Genomic DNA, 19,744 nt, shown 5'->3' on the forward strand with positions numbered 1-19,744 from the left:
TATGGGAACGGTACTGGAAACAAACACTATTAACAAGCATTTTAGAAAACCTGTAGATTTTCATGTCTTAAAAGATATTAGCTTTAGCGTTAAAGAAGGAGAATTTGCCTCTATTATGGGCAAATCGGGTTCCGGAAAATCAACTTTACTTTATATTCTTTCCACTATGGATACCGACTATGAAGGTGAGCTGTTTTTAAATGAAGAACTCGTTACCGGTAAACCGCATAAAGAATTGTCGCAAATCAGGAACAGGCATATTGGTTTTGTATTTCAATTTCATTACCTGCTGTCGGAATTCACTGTGCTGGAGAATGTAATGCTCCCGGCTAAAAAATTAGCCTCTAAATCCTTTCAGGAAATTGAACACGATGCAATGGAGAAACTTAATATGCTGAACATTGGACATTTAGCAAAAAAAAGAGCTTTCCGGGTTTCCGGTGGTGAAAAACAACGCGTGGCTATTGCAAGAGCGCTTATCAATAATCCCGATATCCTAATGGGTGACGAGCCTACAGGAAATCTTGATAGTTATAATGCCGAAAACGTTTTCCAAATATTTAAGAAGCTAAAAGAAGAGGAAGGGCTTTCTTTATTGGTCGTAACGCATGATTTAGATTTTGCAAAACGCACAGATCGAATAATAGAAATGGAAGATGGCACCATTGTTTCCTGAAATCTAGTAGCCAAATCCCAAATTCAGGAATTATAACACAGTATCGGAACAGTAACCAAAGTTTCCATTCTTTTAACAATATCTCTATTAAAAACAGTGGCAAAGAGACCCTTATTCTCCCTTTCCAACATAACTAATACATCTGCATTCTCATCCCCTATATGCATCCTTAAACCTTGTTCTATACTATTGGCCAGTACCATGTGAAAACTTATTTTTTTATATGGCACCTGAGCTTCCAATAATTCTTTAAACCATTCCATCTGCTGCATAGCAGCATATTCCTCTAAAGTGGGTATATGTACAACTTCTATTTCAGCGTCGTACTGTTCAGCTATTTCCGCCAGTTTTTCTATGGCAATAATATCTGCAGCTTCGAAATCGCTGGCGTAAGCAATCTTTTCAATGCTTTTATAACTATATTCAGGAGGAATAATTAGTATCGGGCACAGGTTTTTATCTATTAATTTATTCGCAATATTCCCACTGAAAAAACCCCGGGCAGAATGTTCATCTTTCATGCCAATGATAAGCAAATCAACAGGATCTTTTTGTATTCTGTCTCTAATTCCCTTGCTTATTGATGAATTTTCTGCAACCTCACAGCTTAGTTGATTTTTTTTTAAGTCCTGATTTAGATTTGTTAGGCAATAGTTTTTCAGAAGTTCCTTTTGCTCTTTCATTGCCAATACTTTTAATTGCTCAGAAGACCTGATATTGGATGTGCCCACAGGGGGAATATCATATACATGAAATACCACCAGCCTGGCTTTTAATGTTTCACTTAGTTTCTTGGCATAAATTAGTGTTGAAATAGAATTCCTGTTACAATCAGTAGCATAGAGTATAGTGTCCATAACAAATCATTTAAATATGAAGTCAATTTACCTCATTTTACACCTGAATAATATGATATTGGTCACAAAAGATCAACATGACTTATATCATAAAAATTAGACCTAAGCTGAACTACTTTTAGCTTAATAACCAAAAGATAATTTAATCATGAATGACGACACGAAATCAACTCAGGAAAATAATATTGGAGAGGTTAAATGGCAAGAACTATATATCCTTACCGATCACTGGAAGTCAGATCTGGACTTCTATAAAGATGACCTTAGGTTTTTACATCATTTGATAGATAAATATATTATTTGGATAACAAAAGACGAAAACCTGAATATGGTACAGGACATAAAGAAAAATCTATTTGAAATTCAAAATAAAAGTGCGGACTTAATGAAAGAAGTAAATATACACCAGGGAAATTTGGGACTGATGGTAGAAAATCCGGTTCAGAGTTCAAACCCTCAATTTCTGGAAGATCATGGAATCCTTGAAGATAAAATGGCAAACTTCGTAAAATTGTTCAGGTCCAACAGAAAAGAAGTTTTTAATATCACGGAATACATTATAGACAGTGAAGAGTTGCCTAATATTCTAAAGTCCTGATCCTTTGTAAAACACCATTTACATCCTTGTTAGTTGATTTATCGAATAGTATATTTTAAAGCATGAAGTAACAGTGATACGCTTCTAAAAAGAAATTCTTCGTTATATTTGCACCTCAATTTTAGTAAAGCCCACGTGGTGAAATTGGTATACACGCTACCTTGAGGGGGTAGTGTTCGAAAGGACGTGCTGGTTCGACTCCAGTCGTGGGCACAAAAAAACTGCTTCAGTTTAAGACAGAAGCAGTTTTTCTTTTTAAAATTTGTTTATAAGCGTCTTACCCTTACATTTCTGAACCACACACCCGCACCGTGGTCTTGCAGCGCTAAATAGCCATCATTGGATTTGCCATAATCAGGAAAGTCATTCCATTTACCGCTATTGCGTTTTTCTAACCAGTCCTGGGAATTCTTATCAAATTCAACAATTTTCTGACCATTGAGCCAGTGTTCGGCCTTACCTCGGTTAAAAACAATCTTACTTGTATTCCACTCACCTACCGGTTTCAGGGTTTTATTTTCATTGGCTACATGCATGGCATAATTTGCTCCGGTCTTTTGCCAATCTTCAATCGGTTCTTCAAAACCAACATCATCCAATAACTGGTATTCCGGGCCGGTTTCATATGGCGAGTGATATATAGTATCCTCCACCACATGATAAAAAGCACCGCTATTACCACCCTTGGTTATTTTCCATTCAAAAGCGAATTCAAAATTGTCGTAGGTTTCCATGCTAATGATATCACCTCCCACATCACCAGCCTCACCAAAACACTCTATAATATTATCTTTAATTGACCAATTTGAAGGCAGGGAGTCCTGGTTGTAGCCCCTCCAGTCTGATGGGTCCATAAGATCTACCCATTCACTTGCTACCACTTCATCTTCTTCTGCAGTAGGTTTTTCCACTTTTTTCTTCTCAGTATTCTTGCATGCTCCCACCAAAAGCAGCAATCCTATTATTACAATTCGTAGTTTCATAATCTTAAAATTTAAAGGAGTTTCATCCCAACAGGATCCCATTTAATTGCTTTATCTAAATAATAACTATCGTTGCACGCTAAAGCCGGAGCCGCCGCCCGATAGCCAAATACAGCATCTTCCGATACAGCTTTGCCTCCTCTGATAGCATTGAACCAATTACTAAAATGATCATAGTGGGCTCCCTGATATCCGTCCTCTACCTCAAAAACAATTTCTTCAGGAGGAAGCATCTTTCTTCTGGAACTGGTTGTCCCGGTTTGCGAGGCTTTGGCCTGAAAAAACGGGTCATTATCAAATTGCTCATTATTTCTTCTTAAAATTACCTTGGTCCATTGAACATCCATAGAACCCTCACTTCCTACAATCCTCAAATACGTTGTTCCCGAAGTACCATCTACAAAATTACAGCGCAGTGAAAGGTTAAAAGCAGGGTGTTCATCAGAATCGGGATAATCAAATACCCCGAGTAGTACGTCAGGTACTTCCCTGCCGTCTTTCCAGTAACGCAACCCTCCGGATGAATAAATTTGATTAGGGCCTTTTGATTGGGTGATAAAATGAAGGCTGGAAAAAAGATGCACAAACAAATCGCCAGACATCCCGGTTCCATAGTCTTTGTAGTTTCTCCATCTAAAAAATCGGGTAGCATCAAAAGGTCGCTTATTTGTATTCATTAAAAAAGTGTCCCAATCTACCGTTTTAGGAGAAGCATCCTTTGGAATATTATATTGCCAGGCGCCCGTAGGACTTCTTCTTGCCCAAAAACCTTCCGCATAATTTATATCCCCTATTGCTCCCTGGGCTAATAACTCTTTTGCCTTCTCATTACCTAAGGAAGACATCCCCTGACTACCGACCTGGAATACCATACCGGTCTCTTTCTGGGCCTTAATAACGTCAGGTCCTTCGTCTAAAGAATGGACCATTGGTTTTTCACAATATACATGCTTACCCGCACGCATGGCATCTATTGAAATTTGCTTGTGCCAATGATCAGGGGTTCCAATAATAACCGCGTCCACATCTTTCCGGGCCAGTATTTCCTTATATTGTTTGGTAGTGAACAGATCTTTGCCCCATCTTTCCTTAGCCCTTTCAAGATGACCATCATAAAGATCGCACACGGCTACAAGCTTTACCCCATCATGTTTTAAGGCCGTATTAGTATCTTCCGAGCCCATTCCCCCGGCACCAATCAGCGCAATTTGTATATTGCTGTTGGCGCTGTATTTTTTTCTGCTTAAGTAAGAAATTCTAGGGGCTGTTCCCGCGCCTATTAGTGCAGGAGTGCTTGCCAAAGCCAATGTACCGGCTCCTATATTCTTTAAAAACTGCTTTCTGGTTTGGGTGGTTTTTTTTGACATAATTTTCCTAGATTAACAAGGCTAAATATATCCAATTCTAATAGAATTTTTCAAAATTTAGTGACATAAACTAAAAAAAATCAATTTTTTACTGATTCCTTCGGAAAAAATTAACGAAACTATTAAATACTTCCGCTTATAAAATTGTAAATTTGTTTAACGATTATTTATAAATCATGAACAATGTAAAAAAATCTTTTAGTATCCGGGATTTGGAAAACCTGTCCGGTATAAAAGCACATACAATTCGAATCTGGGAAAAGAGATACCAGCTATTATCACCTGAGCGAACCAGCACGAACATCAGGACATACAGTTTGTCCAGTCTTCAGAAATTGCTGAATATCACTCTTCTCTACAATAACGGATACAAAATATCTAAGATTGCAAAACTAAAGGAGACAGATATTCCTCTTGTTGTGAGAGAGATTGTGGCCAAAAGCAGCACTAAAAATCATGCAATTAATGCTTTTAAATTGTCCATGATTAACTTTGACCTCTCCTTGTTCCAAAATACTTATAACAGCCTTCTTGGGGAAAAATCATTTCGGGAAATTTTTTGGGAGTACTTCATTCCTTTGTTAAATGAGCTTGGGTTGCTCTGGCAGACAGATACAATAAGCCCTTCACATGAGCATTTTATTACCAATTTGATTAAACAGAAGATTTACACGAGTACCGAAAAATTACAGTTGATGGAGCCAATTAACAATGAAAAGGTATTTGTTCTTTTTCTACCTGAAAATGAAATTCATGAAATTGGGCTATTATTTATTAATTATGAAATACTTTTACGCGGTTATAAAACAATTTATTTGGGGCAGACAATGCCTCTGGAAAACCTTGTAGACCTCCAGAATTATTACACAAATATACATTATGTGTCTTACTTCACCGTGGTACCAACTAAGGACAGATTGGGTAAATATATTGATGATTTCACAGTAATGAGAGATAAGAGTAACTCTAAATTATGGGTTTTGGGTAGGCAAATTCGTCATATAAATAAAGAAAAACTTCCGCCATACATTCGTACCTTTGCATCTGTTGAACAACTGTCTAAAGCATTATAAATTTTAAATAGCCGTCAAACCATGAATAGCAACAAAAAAAAAGTTGTAATCATTGGATCTGGGTTTTCTTCACTCTCGGCTTCCTGCTATCTGGCCAAAAAAGGCTTTGATGTTAGTCTTTTCGAAAAGAACGATACTGTAGGTGGAAGGGCGCGGCAACTTTCTAAAGATGGGTTTACCTTTGATATTGGTCCAAGTTGGTACTGGATGCCCGATATTTTTGATCGCTTCTTTGCCGATTTTGGAAAAAAAACCTCAGACTATTACCAATTGGATAAATTAAGTCCGGCATATAAAATTTTCTTTGATGATGATATTATAACTATTGGGGATTGTATGGATAAAATTTGCGAGGAATTTGAACGAATTGAAAAAGGCAGTTCCAAACATCTTAAAAAATTTATAGCCAAGGCCCAAAGTAACTATGATATTGCCATTAATGAAATAGTCTATCGCCCGGGGCTTTCTCCTTTAGAGTTGGTAACCAAGGATACAGTGATTAGGGTAGACCAATTCTTTAAAACTATAAGTCAGGAAGTTCGAAAAAAATTTAAAAACCCGAAACTCATTTCCACATTGGAATTTCCGGTGTTATTCCTTGGGGCGAAACCTAATAAAACTCCGGCATTTTACAGTTTTATGAACTTTGCAGATTTTGGACTCGGTACCTGGCATCCCAAGGGTGGAATGTACCAGATAATCATTGCAATGAAAAGTTTAGCTCAGGAATTAGGTGTTACCATTCATACGGACAGTGCTGTAGATAAAATCCTTGTTAAAGACGGTAAGGCCACAGGGATTATCGTAAATTCTGAGACAATAGATGCCGATATGGTATTAAGTGGAGCTGATTATCATCATACGGAAACCCTTCTGGATAAACAATACAGGCAATATTCTGAAAAATATTGGCAGAGAAAAACTTTTGCACCATCCTCCTTGCTCTTCTTTGTTGGCTTTGATAAAAAATTAGATAATATTCAACATCATAATCTGTTTTTTGACACAGATTTCGGCGAGCACGCCACTGAGATTTATGATAATCCAAAATGGCCATCCAGGCCTTTGTTTTATGCAAACTTCCCGTCTGTAACAGACAAAAGCATGGCACCAACTAATAATGAAACAGGTTTTTTCCTAATTCCAATAGCCCCGGGATTGGAAGATACCCCAGAACTTAGGGACCAATACTTTGAAATTATCTTAAAAAGATTCCAGGAACGTACTGGGCAGCGTGTAGAAAATAATATTATATTTAAAAAATCTTTTTGTGTCAACGACTTTAAAGAACAGTACAACTCATATAAGGGAAATGCTTATGGTATGGCAAATACATTATCGCAAACAGCTTTTATGAGACCTGGATTGAAGAGTAAAAAAATTAATAATTTATTTTTCACCGGACAATTAACTGTACCCGGGCCAGGAGTTCCTCCTTCTTTAATTTCAGGAAAATTAGTTTCTGAGTTAATGGAGTAAAATATTAATTTATAGTAAATGAAAGCAATTTTCGATCAAATTTCCTATGAATGCAGCAAAAATGTGACCCAATCTTACAGTACATCATTTTCGCTCGCTACAAAAATGTTATCTTCCTCCATAAGGGGCGATATATACAACATATATGGTTTTGTTCGATGTGCAGACGAAATAGTCGACGCCTTCCACGATTATGATAAAGAAACCTTATTTAATAATTTTGAAAAGGATCTTGAGAGGAGCCTTGTAGATAAGATTAGCCTTAATCCTATATTAAATGCCTTTCAACATACCTACCATAAATACAAAATTCCGCATCATTTGGTTGATTCATTTATGAAAAGTATGAGAATGGATCTGAACAAGAGTGTCTACAGTACAGAAGCGGAATTTAAAGAATACATTTACGGATCCGCAGATGTAGTGGGTTTAATGTGCCTTCGTGTTTTTGTCAATGGGAATGATGAACGATATGAAGCCCTAAAAGATTCTGCCATGGCGTTAGGTTCTGCGTTTCAAAAAGTGAATTTTCTCAGGGACCTAAAGGCAGATTATGAGCATTTAAACCGTTCCTATTTTCCAAATACAAACCTCCTGGAGTTGGATGAAGCATCCAAACTGAGAATTGTTGAAGAAATAAAAGCGGATTTTAAAAGGGGATATGAAGGAATAGTCCAACTTCCCAATGAAGCAAAATTTGGTGTTTATACGGCCTATAAATACTACTATAAATTGCTTCGTAAATTACAAAAAACTCCGTCGATGGAAATTAAAAATGCGCGGATACGGGTACCTAATTATCAAAAATTCGGACTTCTTGCAAAGTCCTATGTAAATTATAAACTGAACTTATATTAGCATGAAAATTGTAATTTGGATCTTAATTTTCCTGGGTACATTTAGTTTTATGGAGTTTATGGCTTGGTTTACTCACAAGTACATAATGCATGGTTTTTTATGGAGCTTACATAAAGATCATCATAAAAAAGATCATGGTTCGTGGTTTGAACGCAATGATGCATTCTTTATTTTTTATGCAGTTGTTAGTATGACATTTTTTTACCTGGCTACATACACATCCTTTTGGTACGGTTGGCCATTAGGCTTTGGCATTATGGCTTATGGAGCAACTTACTTCATGGTTCACGACATTTTTATTCACCAAAGATTTAAAATGTTCAGAAATGCCAATAATTGGTATGCAAGGGGTGTAAGAAGGGCGCATAAAATGCACCACAAGCACATAGGTAAAGAAGAAGGCGAGTGTTTTGGTATGCTGATTGTTCCTTTTAAGTATTTTAAGAAATAATTAGTTTCGTATACTTAATTTAAGATGATCTACAAAAGAATATCAGAAGTCATTCTATTATTTTATTAGGCCATCCAATAAATCACGTACGCTTTCAGCATTCCAATCCGCAGAACCTGTCTCTGCTACAACAATATTTCCCTCTTTACCAATTATGAATGTCGTGGGCAAAGCTCCCGAATAAAGGGATTTAGGTGTAAATCCGGATTCAAAATAAACCGGTAAATCATAATTTTTCTTCACTAAGAAGTTTGTCACCCTTTCTTCTTTATCCCTTGCAATAAACAAAAATGTAACCTTCTCCCCGTACGAGTTATATAATAATTGTAAATCCGGCATTTCCGCAACACATGGCGGACACCAGGTCGCCCAGAAATTTATAAATACAACCTCCCCTTTGTAATCCATGAGATTAACCCTATTACCTTTTGCATCCACCAATTTAAAATCATAATCCTCCAGAACTTCCTGGGTTCTCTCTGCAACAGGTACAGGATTGTGAGATATTAACCTGTTAAGATATACTTTGGCATGAAAACCTATCGGCGTAAAAAAATAAAGCGCCAACAATAGAATAATGGCAATATTAATTAGTTGTGTCCTTTTTAGTTTCACTTCTGTTCTGTTAGTTCATTTAAGAGGTTATAGATAGTCTTGTTATCCCAATCGGCTATTCCTTCTTGTTCCACCCTAATATAGCCCTTTTTATCAATTATATATGACGAAGGCGGCTCAAGAAGTGTCAGGGGAGTCCTCTCTCCAATAATTAGATAGGTTACCGGGAAAGTAAATTTATTTTCCTTCATAAACGCTTCTACCGGGAGCCTTTCCTCATCTGTTATTATATAAAAATCAACCTTATTCTTATAGCTATCGTAAAGATTCTGTATGCTTTTGAGTTCTGCCGCGCACGGCAATCGCCATGAGGCCCAGAAGTTTATAAAAACGACATTATCCCTGGAGTTTTCAAAATTGAAGAACTCCCAGTTCGCATCTTTCAATTTCCAGTTATAATCCGTTATTCGTTTTTCCTCATTAACTTCAATTACGTCCGGACTAAAAGAAAATATTCGGTTCAATAAAATTTTACCATGATACCCAAGCGGAGTTACAAAAAAAGAAAGCACGAAAGCCATCAGAAGCACATTTAATATGGTTTTCCTGCTTATTTTCATAATATTACAGATTTATAAAACTAAATAACTCCCGAAGAATATCGGGAGTTACAGTACTTACTTTAAGCGGCAATTTATGCTGCATTTTCTTTCTTTATTACATTTAGAGCAGAACCTTCGTGAAACCATTCAATCTGTGGAAGATTATAGGTATGTTTCGCTTCGATCAGATCCTTTGTTCCATCGGCATGTACTACTTCGATAGTCAAAGGTTTGTCCGGAGCAAATTCATTGATATCAATAAAGTTAAAGGTGTCATCCTCCTGGATAAGGTCATAGTCACTTTCCTTAGCAAAGGTTAAAGCCAACATCCCTTGTTTTTTAAGATTGGTTTCATGAATACGGGCAAATGACTTCACAAGAACTGCCGCTACTCCCAAATGTCTGGGTTGCATAGCAGCATGTTCGCGGGAAGAACCTTCACCATAATTGTGATCACCAACTACAATGGTTTTGATACCCTCGGCTTTATACGCCCGCTGTGTATCGGGCACACCACCATATTCCCCACTTAATTGGTTTTTTACAAAATTGGTTTTTTTATTAAAGGCATTTACAGCGCCTATCAAGGTATTATTGGCAATATTATCAAGGTGTCCTCTGTATCTGAGCCACGGACCGGCCATTGAAATATGATCTGTAGTACATTTACCAAATGCTTTAATAAGAAGCTTCATATTTTGAAGACTATCTGCTGAAATAGGTTCAAAAGGTTCCAAAACCTGCAGCCTTTCGGAGTCTTTAGCTACTATAACTTCTACCCCACTGCCATCTTCATCAGGTGCCAGGTAACCGGCATCCTCCACCTCAAAACCTTTAGGGGGTAATTCAATTCCTACCGGTTCTTCTAATTTAACTTCCTTTCCATCTTCATTTAGCAGTGTATCATTCATAGGGTCAAAATCTAACCTTCCGGAAAGTGCAATGGCCGCGACCATTTCAGGAGAACCCACAAAGGCATGTGTGTTTGGATTACCGTCTGCTCTTTTAGAAAAATTTCGATTAAAAGAATGTACAATAGTATTTTTCTCTTCTCCTTTGAGATCACTTCTATCCCATTGCCCTATACAAGGTCCACAGGCATTGGTAAATATGGTTGCCCCCAGATTTTCAAATATCTGCAATAATCCATCGCGTTCAGCGGTATATCTTATTTGTTCTGATCCCGGATTAATTCCAAAGTCTGATTTGGGTTTTATGTTATTATCCACGGCTTGTTTTGCAATTGATGCCGCCCTGGTTAAATCTTCATAGGAAGAATTGGTACACGACCCAATAAGCCCCCAATCAACCTGAATAGGCCAATCATTTGTCCTGGCTTTGTCACCTAGTTCACCAACAGGTGTTGCCAAATCTGGTGTAAAAGGACCGTTCAGGTGAGGTCTCAGTTCATCCAAATTTATTTCTATGAGTTCATCAAAGTACTTTTCCGGTTCTGCATAAACCTCTGAATCTGCCGTGAGATAATCCTTAACTCCATTGGCTGCGTCCGCGATATCACTTCTGTCTGTTGCACGAAGATATCGTTCCATTGAATCATCATAACCAAATGTTGATGTTGTAGCCCCTATTTCTGCACCCATATTGCAGATTGTTCCTTTACCTGTGCATGAAAGATTCTTAGCGCCTTCTCCAAAATATTCCACAATTGCACCGGTTCCTCCTTTTACAGTTAGGATACCGGCAACTTTTAAAATTACATCTTTTGCGGAGGTCCAACCGGAAATCTTACCTGTTAGTTTAACCCCAATTAATTTAGGAAACTTAAGTTCCCAGGCCATACCTGCCATAACATCAACGGCATCGGCACCTCCAACTCCAATTGCCAGCATTCCTAAACCTCCTGCGTTTACGGTATGTGAGTCTGTTCCAATCATCATGCCACCGGGAAATGCATAATTTTCCAGTACTACCTGATGAATTATTCCGGCACCCGGTTTCCAAAACCCTATTCCGTATTTATTAGAAACCGATTCCAGAAAATTGAATACCTCAGCACTTGTACTATTAGCCGTTCTTAAATCTATTGCAGCCCCACTTTTGGCCTGGATTAAGTGATCACAATGAACCGTAGTAGGAACGGCAACCTTAGGTTTACCAGCCTGCATAAATTGTAAAAGGGCCATCTGAGCCGTTGCATCCTGGCAAGCCACCCTATCCGGTGCAAAATCTACATAATCCTTACCTCGTTTAAAAGCTTTGGTAGGCATTCCCTCCCAAAGATGGGCATATAATATTTTCTCGGATAGTGTTAATGGTCTTCCAACTATATCGCGTGCCTTGTCAATACGTTCCGCTATATTAGCGTAGACCCCTTTAATCATATCAATATCAAATGCCATTACTTTGAGTTTTTCTGTTAAACGAATTCCGCAAAATTACTAAAATCGGTGGGGTATAGGAAATTTTTAGAATAGGATTACCTATTAAATGTGGATAAAAATTGTTTTATTTTTCAATCCTTCCGGCTTTGAGAAAAATGGGAAATCAGATTTCCTTTTTTTCATGCTCCCCCATATACTTTTCTTATTCGCAATCAATTCTGAAACCGGGTTTTTACCATCATGATTTTTCATATAGTTTTTAACCCCGGACAATGTTCATAGAATGTTGATGAAGATATTTTAAAGAAGTTTTTTTATTATATCCTCCTCAGAGATTCCTTCGGCTTCTGCCTTGTAGTTCTTAATTATTCTATGTCTTAGAATTCCCATGGCCACAGCCTGCACGTCTTCTATATCCGGGGAGAATTTGCCATTAATTGCCGCATGGGCCTTGGCCCCCAAAATGAGGTTTTGCGAAGCCCTGGGTCCTGCTCCCCAATCCAGGTATTGCTTTACATAATCTGAAGAAGTTTCCAATCCTGGTCGCGTGCTGCTAACTAATTTTACTGCATAATCAACTACATTATCCGGAACAGGTATTCTTCGGACCAGATGCTGTACCTCCAATATTTCCTCGGCATTGAACAAGGCATCAACTTCGGGGAATTCATCATTGGTAGTAGTCTTTACTACTTGAGTTTCTTCCTCAACAGAGGGATATTTTAACTCAATTGCAAACATAAATCTATCTAGCTGGGCCTCCGGCAGGGGATACGTGCCTTCCTGTTCAATAGGATTTTGTGTGGCAAGAACAAAATATGGTGCGGAAAGTTTGTGCTGTACTCCCGTTATTGTCACTGCCCTTTCCTGCATAGCCTCTAAAAGAGCTGCCTGTGTTTTAGGGGGTGTTCTATTAATTTCATCGGCCAGAATAATATTGGCAAAAATGGGGCCTTTAATAAATTTAAAATTCCTGTTCTGGTCCAATACCTCACTACCTAAAATATCACTGGGCATAAGATCTGGCGTAAACTGTATTCTTTTAAAGTCGAGCCCCAGGGTACGGGCAATTGTATTTACCATTAAGGTTTTGGCTAAGCCAGGAACACCAATTAACAGCGAATGACCTCCCGTATAGATAGATAAAAGAATTTGGTCTATCACGGAGTCCTGACCTATAATTATTTTAGCTATTTCTTCCCTTAAAGCCTTGTGTTTGGCTACTAAATTATTGATTGCTGTAACGTCAGACATCCCGTTATTCCTTGACCCATTTATTGGCAAATTCACAATCTCTATTTTCCCCGCCAACACTTACATAAGTTTCTGCGATATGATCGTTAAGCCATTTCCTGATAGTATTAAACTGTTTATCCCTTAGTGCCAGTTCCTGAATTTTAATATAATCCTGGGCAAAATTCGCCTCATGTTCGTCATATCTATTTGTCACCATCAAAATCTTATACCTTGGAGGTCCTCCGGTTGGATCCTGTTCAAGCGTAGGCTGAGAAATTTCATTATCCTTTAAGTTCCTTACCTGGTTATATAGTGATGGATCCATTTTAGTTAGTTCAAAACGCGAATCAAAATTAATAGGGTTTCTCAATAAGCCGCCATCAAACTTGGTTTCTTTTTCGTCTGAAAAATTCAGGGCTGCCTCCGCGAATGTATATTTACCTTCCATAAGATGTTTTCTTATAGTATCTAACTCAACTCTCGCTTTGTCAATGGATGCTTGTGGAATCTCAGGCTGTAAAAGAATATGGCGCAAGTCTAGTTCCTGACCTCTTATTTTTTCAATATAAATAATATGGTATCCGAAAGAAGTTTCAAATGGATCGGAAATTTCTCCTTGGCGCAAGCTAAAAGCTACATCCTTAAATTCTTTTACAAAAGGTGTTTCTCTCGTCATGCTGTAAAAACCGCCTTTGGATTTAGAACCAGGATCTTGTGAATACAAAATAGCTTTTACACTAAAACTCGCATCATTGTCTTCACAATCCGCTTTTATCTCATTTAGTTTATTTATTGTTTTTTGCTTTTCCTCCTCAGGAATTTCAGGAATCTTAACTATCTGCGAAATTTCAAGTTCTGCTCCAAAAACAGGTTTTTCATCTTTGGGAATTTTATTGAAAAATTGTCTTACTTCCTCGGGTGTAACTTCTATTTCACTGATAATTTTTTGTTGCATTTTCTCCGACAACATTCTCAACTTGTTAATATTGTACAATTCTTCCCGGAAATCTTCAACACTTTCTTTATTGTAAAAATCTAGCACTTTCTGCATAGAACCTACCTGCTGTACCAATTGTTGCATTTGGCGGTCACTTGTGGCATTTACCTCATCATCAGAAACTAAAATACTATCCTGCACAGCCTGATGTGCATAAAGTCGGTCTTCCATTAATTTTCCTAATAACCCACAGTGCGTAATATCGTCCATGGCGGCACCCTGACTGCGAAGGTCTATCAGTGTTTTTTCAATATCAGAATCCAGGATAAGGTAATCTCCAACTACGGCTGAAATCCCGTCGAGCTTTATTTTCTTAAATGTGTTCGTCGTATCTTTTTTTATATCAGCATCAGCCACCATAGGTGTTTCCGGTGGTTCTATTTGCGTATCCGGGATAGAATCATATTCCTGTGCCTTTATACTGATAAAAACCATAAAAAAGCATAAAATACTTAGTACGCTGCTCCTATTTTTCATAAACTTCAAATACTTTTTCCTTAGTTGCTTCATCTATAATATCTGTTTCCAGTTTTCGTATATAGTCCAGTTTTCTTCTATTGAGAAGTACCTGTCTTATTCGCGGTTCAACATATGAGAGTGGTGCAATTTCATTGACCTCAAGCACATCGTTTATCTTTGTCAAATATACCCCCATTGCGTCCTCCAATTCAAAAAATTGTGATTTTTTTAAGTATCTGTCCTCATTATCACTATTCAAGGGGGGTATTTCTTCTATAACCCGTGAAACAGGTACCCAAAGCGAATCATTAAAATTCAACTTTTTAAATTGCACCCCAATGGAATCTAAATACCTAATATCTTCCTGATTAAACCGCCTTAAACTTTCGGTCACTTCTTTGGTATTTAGAAATTGAAGAGGCAATTGAATAAACCTAAGTTTAATGATTTTTTCCTTGAGCTTAAAATTCTCTTTCTCTTCTTCATAAAACCTGCGCAAATCTTCCTCAGTAATTACTGTATCCTGCACCTGATTAACCAAAGCTTCTTTATAAGCCCTTGTATATAAATCTTTGCGGTAGTTAGAAACCAATTGTTCAAATTCTGAAATCTTCTCATCGGGCAAGTTAATCTTTGCTTTTTCGAGGAGTATTTGTTTTGTAGCCCAATTATTTATGTAATTGGAAACTTTAGATGCACTATCCGTTTTTGTGATAGTATTGCCAAGATCAACAGCCACCTCATCCCAGTACAAATAGGTATCACCCACCCTTGCAAGGGGATCCTCGTTGGCATCACTTTTCAGGAAGGAATTACATGAAAACAAAAGGGTCACCAATGCGGCACTCCCTATAGATAATCTGATTTTTCTTGTTTCCAGGTTTAAAAAACGCATTCGACAAAAATAAGAATTCAATCCTGCTGGGCAAGCAATAGTACTGTGGATTAACAGATTTTTAGTACCTCATTTTTTTTATTTAGTACATTAGTAGAAGTTACCCCTTTATTTAATTACATATATTAAGAGTGTTTTGAATTAAGAATTTCAATGGTAATACCTGCGTTTAATAGGTATATCAGCAATCAAATAACGAGAATTATTATGAATAGAAGAATAAAATTAATCTGGGATTTCAGAGGACCTACAGCCAAAGAAATTGCCATGCACCACCAAAAGCATTTAAAAGACTTTATTGAGGCAGAAAAATTGAACCTGAACATTACCGGTAATACGGATTTAAGTTCTATGCATAGCATAGCGTTTATGGTAGTCGAAGAAGTTAATATGCCGGGTGTACGCGACGCCCTGAAACCACATCGGGGTGAAGTTTATTCAGAACAACAGGACTAACTATATTTTCATGCATTGAAAGCATTAAAACTTACTTTTTTCATATTATTCTTAGTATCACTATCATGTACAACTAAGAGTGCGGAAACCAACCCTATGAACCGGGTTTTAAATTCTCAAAATTTATCCATCCGGAAGGTATTGGACAGTATTGATCAATATGAAGTCCAATTACTTTATACACAAATAGATCGCAACGGTGACAGTTTAATCTTAACTGATTATGAATTTCAGTTGGATGAGAGGAATTACTTCTATCCGGCAAGCACGGTTAAACTGCCCATTGCTGTTCTTGCCCTGGAAAAATTAAATTTTACAGATACATTAGACAGAGATACGAGGTACTATATTGAAGGAGATTCTATTGAAAATACCTTTGCTGAAGATATTTCCAAGGTTTTCTCCGTAAGTGACAACCATGCGAATAATAGATTGCTCGAATATCAGGGACAAGATGATATTAACGCAAGACTAGAAGCAAAGGGCGTTACTCCGGTAAGGATTTCGCACAGACTGGGGATTCATTCAGACGATTTAACTACAAAACCCCTCATACTATACATGAATGATAGTACTACCGGAATATCCGAATCGATCATTAATTCTGAACCTTTACCACTAAATCTAAACGGAATAAAAAAGGGCATCGGGTACTATAAAAATGATTCATTACACAGCGAACCGTTTGATTTCAGCCTTAAAAATTACTATCCTATTAATTCACAACACCAGGTGCTGAAACGAATTATATTTCCGGATTTATTTGATAAAACCCAAAGGTTTAATCTTAGTGAGGATCAAAGAGAATTTCTGCTAAGCGCGATGCATACATTACCCAAAAATGCAGGTTATGACGCCGAAGAGTATTATGATGGTTATTGCAAATTTTTTATTTATGGAGACTCTAAAGAAAATATTCCTGATCATATAAAAATATACAATAAGGTGGGGTTTGCTTATGGCACCTTAACGGATTGCGCATATATTGTTGATGAGAAGAACCAGATAGAATTTATGCTTACTGCAACCATATTAGTGAATAAAGATGGGGTTTTCAACGATGATAAATATGAATATGATGAAATAGGCATTCCTTTTTTAGCTGCACTTGGGAGGGAATTTTACAAGTATGAACTGGAAATAAAAAAAGCACCGTAATAACGGTGCTTTTAGTTTTGGAAGTGTGTCTCGAATTATGGCATAACCACGTCTTCAATGATGTGGATGACCCCGTTAGAAGCCATTACATCTGTCTTAGCGATCTTACTGTAATTACCACTCTGATCCATTAGGTAAATCCCACCGTCTTTAGCAACAGCTGTAAGCGTTGCGCCATTTAGCGTTGTCAATTCTGCTTTACCGTTTCCTGCCTCCAAAGCGGCCCCAACAGCAGCGGCATCAACTTTTCCCGCTACAACGTGGTAAGTTAAAATTGCAGATAACTTTTCTTTGTTTTCAGGAGCTAGAAGTGAATTAAGCGTATTGGTATCTATTTTAGCAAATCCCGCATTAACCGGGGCAAAAACTGTAAAAGGCCCATCACCCTGAAGAGCAGTTACCAGGTCTGCTGCTTTTAAAGCACTAACCAGGGTAGAGAAATCATCTACAGATACTGCGATGTCCACGATATCCATAGATTTGTCTTGAGCTGTTGTAGTTTGGGTAGCAAACATCAAAGCTACTGTTGAAAGAATTAAGAAAACTTTTTTCATGATTTGTTTAAAGATTTAATATTAGTATTTATTTAAGTGCACTTTGCATTAGTAAGTACACACAGTTGATGGTCATGGATGAGGAAAGTTATTTTTTATCATATCTTTAACATTAGTTTATGGCAGTAGACCTAAAAGACACACAATTTATCAATCAACTTCTCAATGGAGATAAGAATGCTTTATACCTGCTGTATGACAAGTATTCTTCAGCCCTTTATGGGGTAATCTTAAGAATGTGTGGAGACGAAGGTATAGCTCAGGACCTTCTTCAGGAAAGTTTTATAAAAATTTGGCAAAATATTGGTAGCTACGATTCCCAAAAAGGAAAGTTTTATACATGGGCTTATAGAATCGCAAAGAATACCACCTTAAATTCTTTAAGAAAATCAAGTCCTCTCATCCAAACAGATGATTTAAGTGTATATGAAAATAAGAACCCCGAAGCGGAAATTAAAGATTATTCAGATTTGAATGGAATACTTGCAGAATTAGAGCCGCAACATCAAACGGCCATTAATTTGGTTTACTTTAAAGGGCTTACGCATCAGGAGGCCCATAAAGAAATGAACGTACCATTAGGATCATTTAAATCGTATATCAGGCAAGCCCTGCTAATCTTGCGTGAAAGGCGTTCTGAGCTTTTAATGATTGTATTATTAATCAACGTTTGTGGGCATGGATAAGAAGCAGATATTAGAAGACGGGCTCTTAGAGCAGTATCTTTTAGGAGAACTTCCAAATGATCAGGAAATCCTCATTCAAAATGTACTTGCAAAAGATGATGATTTAAAAAACATATTTAATGAGATCGAAGAGGAATTTGAAAGAATTGCCTTCGAGAATGCGATTAACCCCCCGGAAAAAGCAAAAAAGGCTTTGATAAGAGAATTGGAATCATCCAAGGAAAATATCAAAATCAGGAACATTAATGTACCTCAAAAAAGGAACACTCTCTATTCCGGGCGTCTCGCCGTAGCGGCAAGTATGGCTGCAATCTTCGCCTTGAGTTCATTCTGGTTGTACAATCGCTGGCAGGCTTCTGAACAAAATTTAAATGGCCTGCAGGAGCAAACTATTGCCTTGCAGGAACGATTGATGATTCTTGAACAAAATATTGAGGTCTCTACACAACGTTACAAGACTATTAACAATCGTAATGTAATTCCATTATTACTAAAAGGAAATCAGACATTGCCTGAATCGAGAGCCGTGGCATACGTCAATCATGAAACTAAGAGTGTTCTGGTGAACTCTCAGGGACTTCCGCCTTTAGAAGAAGATAAGACTTATCAGATGTGGGCAGATGTTGATGGGGTTATGATTAATATGGGCCTTTTACCTGCAGACAGCGATTTGATACCTGTGAAATATATAGACAAGGCAGAATCTTTCAATATTACGATTGAACCCGCCGGTGGTAACGATCATCCTACGGTTGAAAACCTGATCTCGAATGTTCTTCTTTAAAATGAGTTGAGTATTTCGGGTTATCTGGAAATTCGCCTTGAGCTTCCCGAACTATCTAACAACAGGTTGTCCATAAAGGTCAAAGTCCGAAGCTTCTGTTATTTCAAGTTCCACGAAATCACCGATTTTAACATAGAAATTACGTGCATCCACTAAAACTTCATTATCCACATCAGGCGAATCATATTCGGTTCTTCCTATAAAATAATTCCCTTCTTTCCTGTCGATGATGCAACGAAAATTTTTACTAATTTTTTCCTGGTTTAGTTCCCAGGAAATGGCTGATTGTAATTCCATTATTTCATTTGCCCTGTTCTGTTTTACTTCTTCCGGCACATTGTCTTCTAAATTATAGGCATGGGTATTCTCTTCATGACTGTAGGTAAAACAACCCAGTCGCTCAAAACGCATTTCTTTTACCCATTCCTTTAATATTTTGAAATCTTCCTCTGTTTCACCGGGGTAACCAACAATTAGGGTCGTTCTGATGGCCATTTCAGGTACCATCTGCCTAAAATCCTTAAGCAGGCGGGTAGTTTTGGCTTTGGTTGTTCCCCTGCGCATGCTCTTAAGGACAGGGTCGGAAATATGCTGGAGTGGTATGTCAATGTAATTACAGATTTTGGGCTCTTCTTTCATAACCTCCAGAACATCCATAGGAAAACCTGTTGGAAAGGC

Annotated in this window: 21 protein-coding genes and 1 tRNA gene; 11 read left to right on the forward strand and 11 right to left on the reverse strand. The window is 37.5% G+C overall.

Annotated features, from left to right (window positions below):
* Position 1: 1 nt before the first annotated feature.
* Positions 2 to 676: an ABC transporter ATP-binding protein gene (locus Q0X89_RS12160; RefSeq protein ID WP_297694534.1), complete on the forward strand. Its 675-nt coding sequence runs from the start codon at positions 2 to 4 to the stop codon at positions 674 to 676.
* Between the two features lie 23 nt (positions 677 to 699).
* Here Q0X89_RS12160 and Q0X89_RS12165 read toward each other — a convergent pair whose 3' ends face one another.
* Entirely contained in the window at positions 700 to 1,533 is an 834-nt protein-coding gene (locus Q0X89_RS12165; RefSeq protein ID WP_297694536.1) for a universal stress protein, read from the reverse strand.
* A 148-nt stretch (positions 1,534 to 1,681) separates the two neighbouring features.
* On the opposite strand from Q0X89_RS12165, the gene Q0X89_RS12170 reads away from it, so the two are divergent.
* Positions 1,682 to 2,131, forward strand: a complete 450-nt coding sequence (locus Q0X89_RS12170) for a hypothetical protein (RefSeq protein ID WP_297694538.1) — start codon at positions 1,682 to 1,684, stop codon at positions 2,129 to 2,131.
* Between the two features lie 129 nt (positions 2,132 to 2,260).
* Positions 2,261 to 2,344: transfer RNA gene (locus tag Q0X89_RS12175), tRNA-Leu, on the forward strand.
* Between the two features lie 53 nt (positions 2,345 to 2,397).
* On the opposite strand, the gene Q0X89_RS12180 is transcribed toward Q0X89_RS12175, so the two are convergent.
* Entirely contained in the window at positions 2,398 to 3,114 is a 717-nt protein-coding gene (locus Q0X89_RS12180) for a DUF1080 domain-containing protein (protein ID WP_297694540.1), read from the reverse strand.
* Positions 3,115 to 3,125: 11 nt separating this feature from the next.
* Positions 3,126 to 4,481: a Gfo/Idh/MocA family oxidoreductase gene (locus Q0X89_RS12185; RefSeq protein ID WP_297694542.1), complete on the reverse strand. Its 1,356-nt coding sequence runs from the start codon at positions 4,479 to 4,481 to the stop codon at positions 3,126 to 3,128.
* A gap of 176 nt (positions 4,482 to 4,657) precedes the next feature.
* Between Q0X89_RS12185 and Q0X89_RS12190 the strand changes: the two genes are divergently transcribed.
* The 4 genes from Q0X89_RS12190 to Q0X89_RS12205 are packed head-to-tail and all read left to right on the forward strand — an operon-like array spanning position 4,658 to position 8,342.
* Positions 4,658 to 5,554: a MerR family transcriptional regulator gene (locus Q0X89_RS12190; protein WP_297694544.1), complete on the forward strand. Its 897-nt coding sequence runs from the start codon at positions 4,658 to 4,660 to the stop codon at positions 5,552 to 5,554.
* Positions 5,555 to 5,575: 21 nt separating this feature from the next.
* A complete protein-coding gene (locus Q0X89_RS12195) occupies positions 5,576 to 7,033 on the forward strand; it encodes an NAD(P)/FAD-dependent oxidoreductase (protein WP_297694546.1) in 1,458 nt (485 codons plus the stop codon).
* 18 nt (positions 7,034 to 7,051) lie between these two features.
* A complete protein-coding gene (locus tag Q0X89_RS12200) occupies positions 7,052 to 7,891 on the forward strand; it encodes a phytoene/squalene synthase family protein (protein ID WP_297694548.1) in 840 nt (279 codons plus the stop codon).
* A 1-nt stretch (position 7,892) separates the two neighbouring features.
* Positions 7,893 to 8,342, forward strand: a complete 450-nt coding sequence (locus tag Q0X89_RS12205; RefSeq protein ID WP_297694550.1) for a sterol desaturase family protein — start codon at positions 7,893 to 7,895, stop codon at positions 8,340 to 8,342.
* 57 nt (positions 8,343 to 8,399) lie between these two features.
* Here the strand turns inward: Q0X89_RS12205 and Q0X89_RS12210 are convergent, their stop codons facing one another.
* The 6 genes from Q0X89_RS12210 to Q0X89_RS12235 all read right to left on the reverse strand — a co-directional run bounded on the left by Q0X89_RS12210 (position 8,400) and on the right by Q0X89_RS12235 (position 15,428).
* Positions 8,400 to 8,957, reverse strand: a complete 558-nt coding sequence (locus Q0X89_RS12210) for a TlpA disulfide reductase family protein (protein ID WP_297694551.1) — start codon at positions 8,955 to 8,957, stop codon at positions 8,400 to 8,402.
* Positions 8,954 to 9,517, reverse strand: coding sequence for a TlpA disulfide reductase family protein (locus tag Q0X89_RS12215; protein ID WP_297694553.1), 564 nt, complete (start codon positions 9,515 to 9,517; stop codon positions 8,954 to 8,956). Before Q0X89_RS12215 ends, Q0X89_RS12210 begins: the two co-directional genes overlap by 4 nt.
* A 74-nt stretch (positions 9,518 to 9,591) precedes the next feature.
* Positions 9,592 to 11,859 carry an aconitate hydratase gene (locus tag Q0X89_RS12220; RefSeq protein ID WP_297694556.1) on the reverse strand — a complete coding sequence of 756 codons (2,268 nt, stop codon included), beginning with the start codon at positions 11,857 to 11,859 and terminating at the stop codon, positions 9,592 to 9,594.
* A gap of 282 nt (positions 11,860 to 12,141) precedes the next feature.
* Entirely contained in the window at positions 12,142 to 13,095 is a 954-nt protein-coding gene (locus Q0X89_RS12225; protein WP_297694558.1) for a MoxR family ATPase, read from the reverse strand.
* A gap of 4 nt (positions 13,096 to 13,099) precedes the next feature.
* The gene (locus Q0X89_RS12230) at positions 13,100 to 14,551 is read right to left on the reverse strand and encodes a peptidylprolyl isomerase (protein WP_297694560.1); all 1,452 of its coding nucleotides are present in this window, start codon (positions 14,549 to 14,551) and stop codon (positions 13,100 to 13,102) included.
* Positions 14,541 to 15,428, reverse strand: coding sequence for a peptidyl-prolyl cis-trans isomerase (locus Q0X89_RS12235; protein WP_297694562.1), 888 nt, complete (start codon positions 15,426 to 15,428; stop codon positions 14,541 to 14,543). Before Q0X89_RS12235 ends, Q0X89_RS12230 begins: the two co-directional genes overlap by 11 nt.
* 207 nt (positions 15,429 to 15,635) lie before the next feature.
* Here Q0X89_RS12235 and Q0X89_RS12240 point away from each other — a divergent pair, with 207 nt between their 5' ends.
* Entirely contained in the window at positions 15,636 to 15,884 is a 249-nt protein-coding gene (locus Q0X89_RS12240) for a hypothetical protein (protein WP_297694564.1), read from the forward strand.
* Between the two features lie 96 nt (positions 15,885 to 15,980).
* The gene (locus tag Q0X89_RS12245; RefSeq protein WP_297694566.1) at positions 15,981 to 17,042 is read left to right on the forward strand and encodes a serine hydrolase; all 1,062 of its coding nucleotides are present in this window, start codon (positions 15,981 to 15,983) and stop codon (positions 17,040 to 17,042) included.
* 35 nt (positions 17,043 to 17,077) lie between these two features.
* On the opposite strand, the gene Q0X89_RS12250 is transcribed toward Q0X89_RS12245, so the two are convergent.
* Positions 17,078 to 17,596: a fasciclin domain-containing protein gene (locus tag Q0X89_RS12250; protein WP_297694568.1), complete on the reverse strand. Its 519-nt coding sequence runs from the start codon at positions 17,594 to 17,596 to the stop codon at positions 17,078 to 17,080.
* Positions 17,597 to 17,715: 119 nt separating this feature from the next.
* Here Q0X89_RS12250 and Q0X89_RS12255 point away from each other — a divergent pair, with 119 nt between their 5' ends.
* Together Q0X89_RS12255 and Q0X89_RS12260 are read left to right on the forward strand one after the other, a co-directional pair.
* Positions 17,716 to 18,282, forward strand: a complete 567-nt coding sequence (locus Q0X89_RS12255; protein WP_297694570.1) for a sigma-70 family RNA polymerase sigma factor — start codon at positions 17,716 to 17,718, stop codon at positions 18,280 to 18,282.
* Entirely contained in the window at positions 18,275 to 19,066 is a 792-nt protein-coding gene (locus Q0X89_RS12260) for an anti-sigma factor (RefSeq protein ID WP_297694573.1), read from the forward strand. The genes Q0X89_RS12255 and Q0X89_RS12260 overlap by 8 nt, the downstream gene beginning before the upstream one ends.
* Before the next feature lie 51 nt (positions 19,067 to 19,117).
* Here Q0X89_RS12260 and Q0X89_RS12265 read toward each other — a convergent pair.
* A partial coding sequence (locus Q0X89_RS12265) for a radical SAM protein (protein WP_297694575.1) occupies positions 19,118 to 19,744 on the reverse strand: 627 nt, incomplete at its 5' end.

Origin of the sequence: uncultured Eudoraea sp., from assembly GCF_947258525.1 — a bacterium.
Classification (GTDB): Bacteria; Bacteroidota; Bacteroidia; order Flavobacteriales; family Flavobacteriaceae; genus Eudoraea.

Coding starts and splice junctions, on each gene's coding strand:
- Q0X89_RS12220 (WP_297694556.1), bottom strand. CDS start 11,859: ATGGCATTTGATATTGATATGATTAAAGGGGTCTACGCTAATATAGCG.
- Q0X89_RS12255 (WP_297694570.1), top strand. CDS start 17,716: ATGGCAGTAGACCTAAAAGACACACAATTTATCAATCAACTTCTCAAT.
- Q0X89_RS12245 (WP_297694566.1), top strand. CDS start 15,981: ATGAACCGGGTTTTAAATTCTCAAAATTTATCCATCCGGAAGGTATTG.
- Q0X89_RS12190 (WP_297694544.1), top strand. CDS start 4,658: ATGAACAATGTAAAAAAATCTTTTAGTATCCGGGATTTGGAAAACCTG.
- Q0X89_RS12225 (WP_297694558.1), bottom strand. CDS start 13,095: ATGTCTGACGTTACAGCAATCAATAATTTAGTAGCCAAACACAAGGCT.
- Q0X89_RS12250 (WP_297694568.1), bottom strand. CDS start 17,596: ATGAAAAAAGTTTTCTTAATTCTTTCAACAGTAGCTTTGATGTTTGCT.
- Q0X89_RS12235 (WP_297694562.1), bottom strand. CDS start 15,428: ATGCGTTTTTTAAACCTGGAAACAAGAAAAATCAGATTATCTATAGGG.
- Q0X89_RS12170 (WP_297694538.1), top strand. CDS start 1,682: ATGAATGACGACACGAAATCAACTCAGGAAAATAATATTGGAGAGGTT.
- Q0X89_RS12160 (WP_297694534.1), top strand. CDS start 2: ATGGGAACGGTACTGGAAACAAACACTATTAACAAGCATTTTAGAAAA.
- Q0X89_RS12185 (WP_297694542.1), bottom strand. CDS start 4,481: ATGTCAAAAAAAACCACCCAAACCAGAAAGCAGTTTTTAAAGAATATA.
- Q0X89_RS12180 (WP_297694540.1), bottom strand. CDS start 3,114: ATGAAACTACGAATTGTAATAATAGGATTGCTGCTTTTGGTGGGAGCA.
- Q0X89_RS12205 (WP_297694550.1), top strand. CDS start 7,893: ATGAAAATTGTAATTTGGATCTTAATTTTCCTGGGTACATTTAGTTTT.
- Q0X89_RS12200 (WP_297694548.1), top strand. CDS start 7,052: ATGAAAGCAATTTTCGATCAAATTTCCTATGAATGCAGCAAAAATGTG.
- Q0X89_RS12195 (WP_297694546.1), top strand. CDS start 5,576: ATGAATAGCAACAAAAAAAAAGTTGTAATCATTGGATCTGGGTTTTCT.
- Q0X89_RS12260 (WP_297694573.1), top strand. CDS start 18,275: ATGGATAAGAAGCAGATATTAGAAGACGGGCTCTTAGAGCAGTATCTT.
- Q0X89_RS12240 (WP_297694564.1), top strand. CDS start 15,636: ATGAATAGAAGAATAAAATTAATCTGGGATTTCAGAGGACCTACAGCC.
- Q0X89_RS12165 (WP_297694536.1), bottom strand. CDS start 1,533: ATGGACACTATACTCTATGCTACTGATTGTAACAGGAATTCTATTTCA.
- Q0X89_RS12215 (WP_297694553.1), bottom strand. CDS start 9,517: ATGAAAATAAGCAGGAAAACCATATTAAATGTGCTTCTGATGGCTTTC.
- Q0X89_RS12230 (WP_297694560.1), bottom strand. CDS start 14,551: ATGAAAAATAGGAGCAGCGTACTAAGTATTTTATGCTTTTTTATGGTT.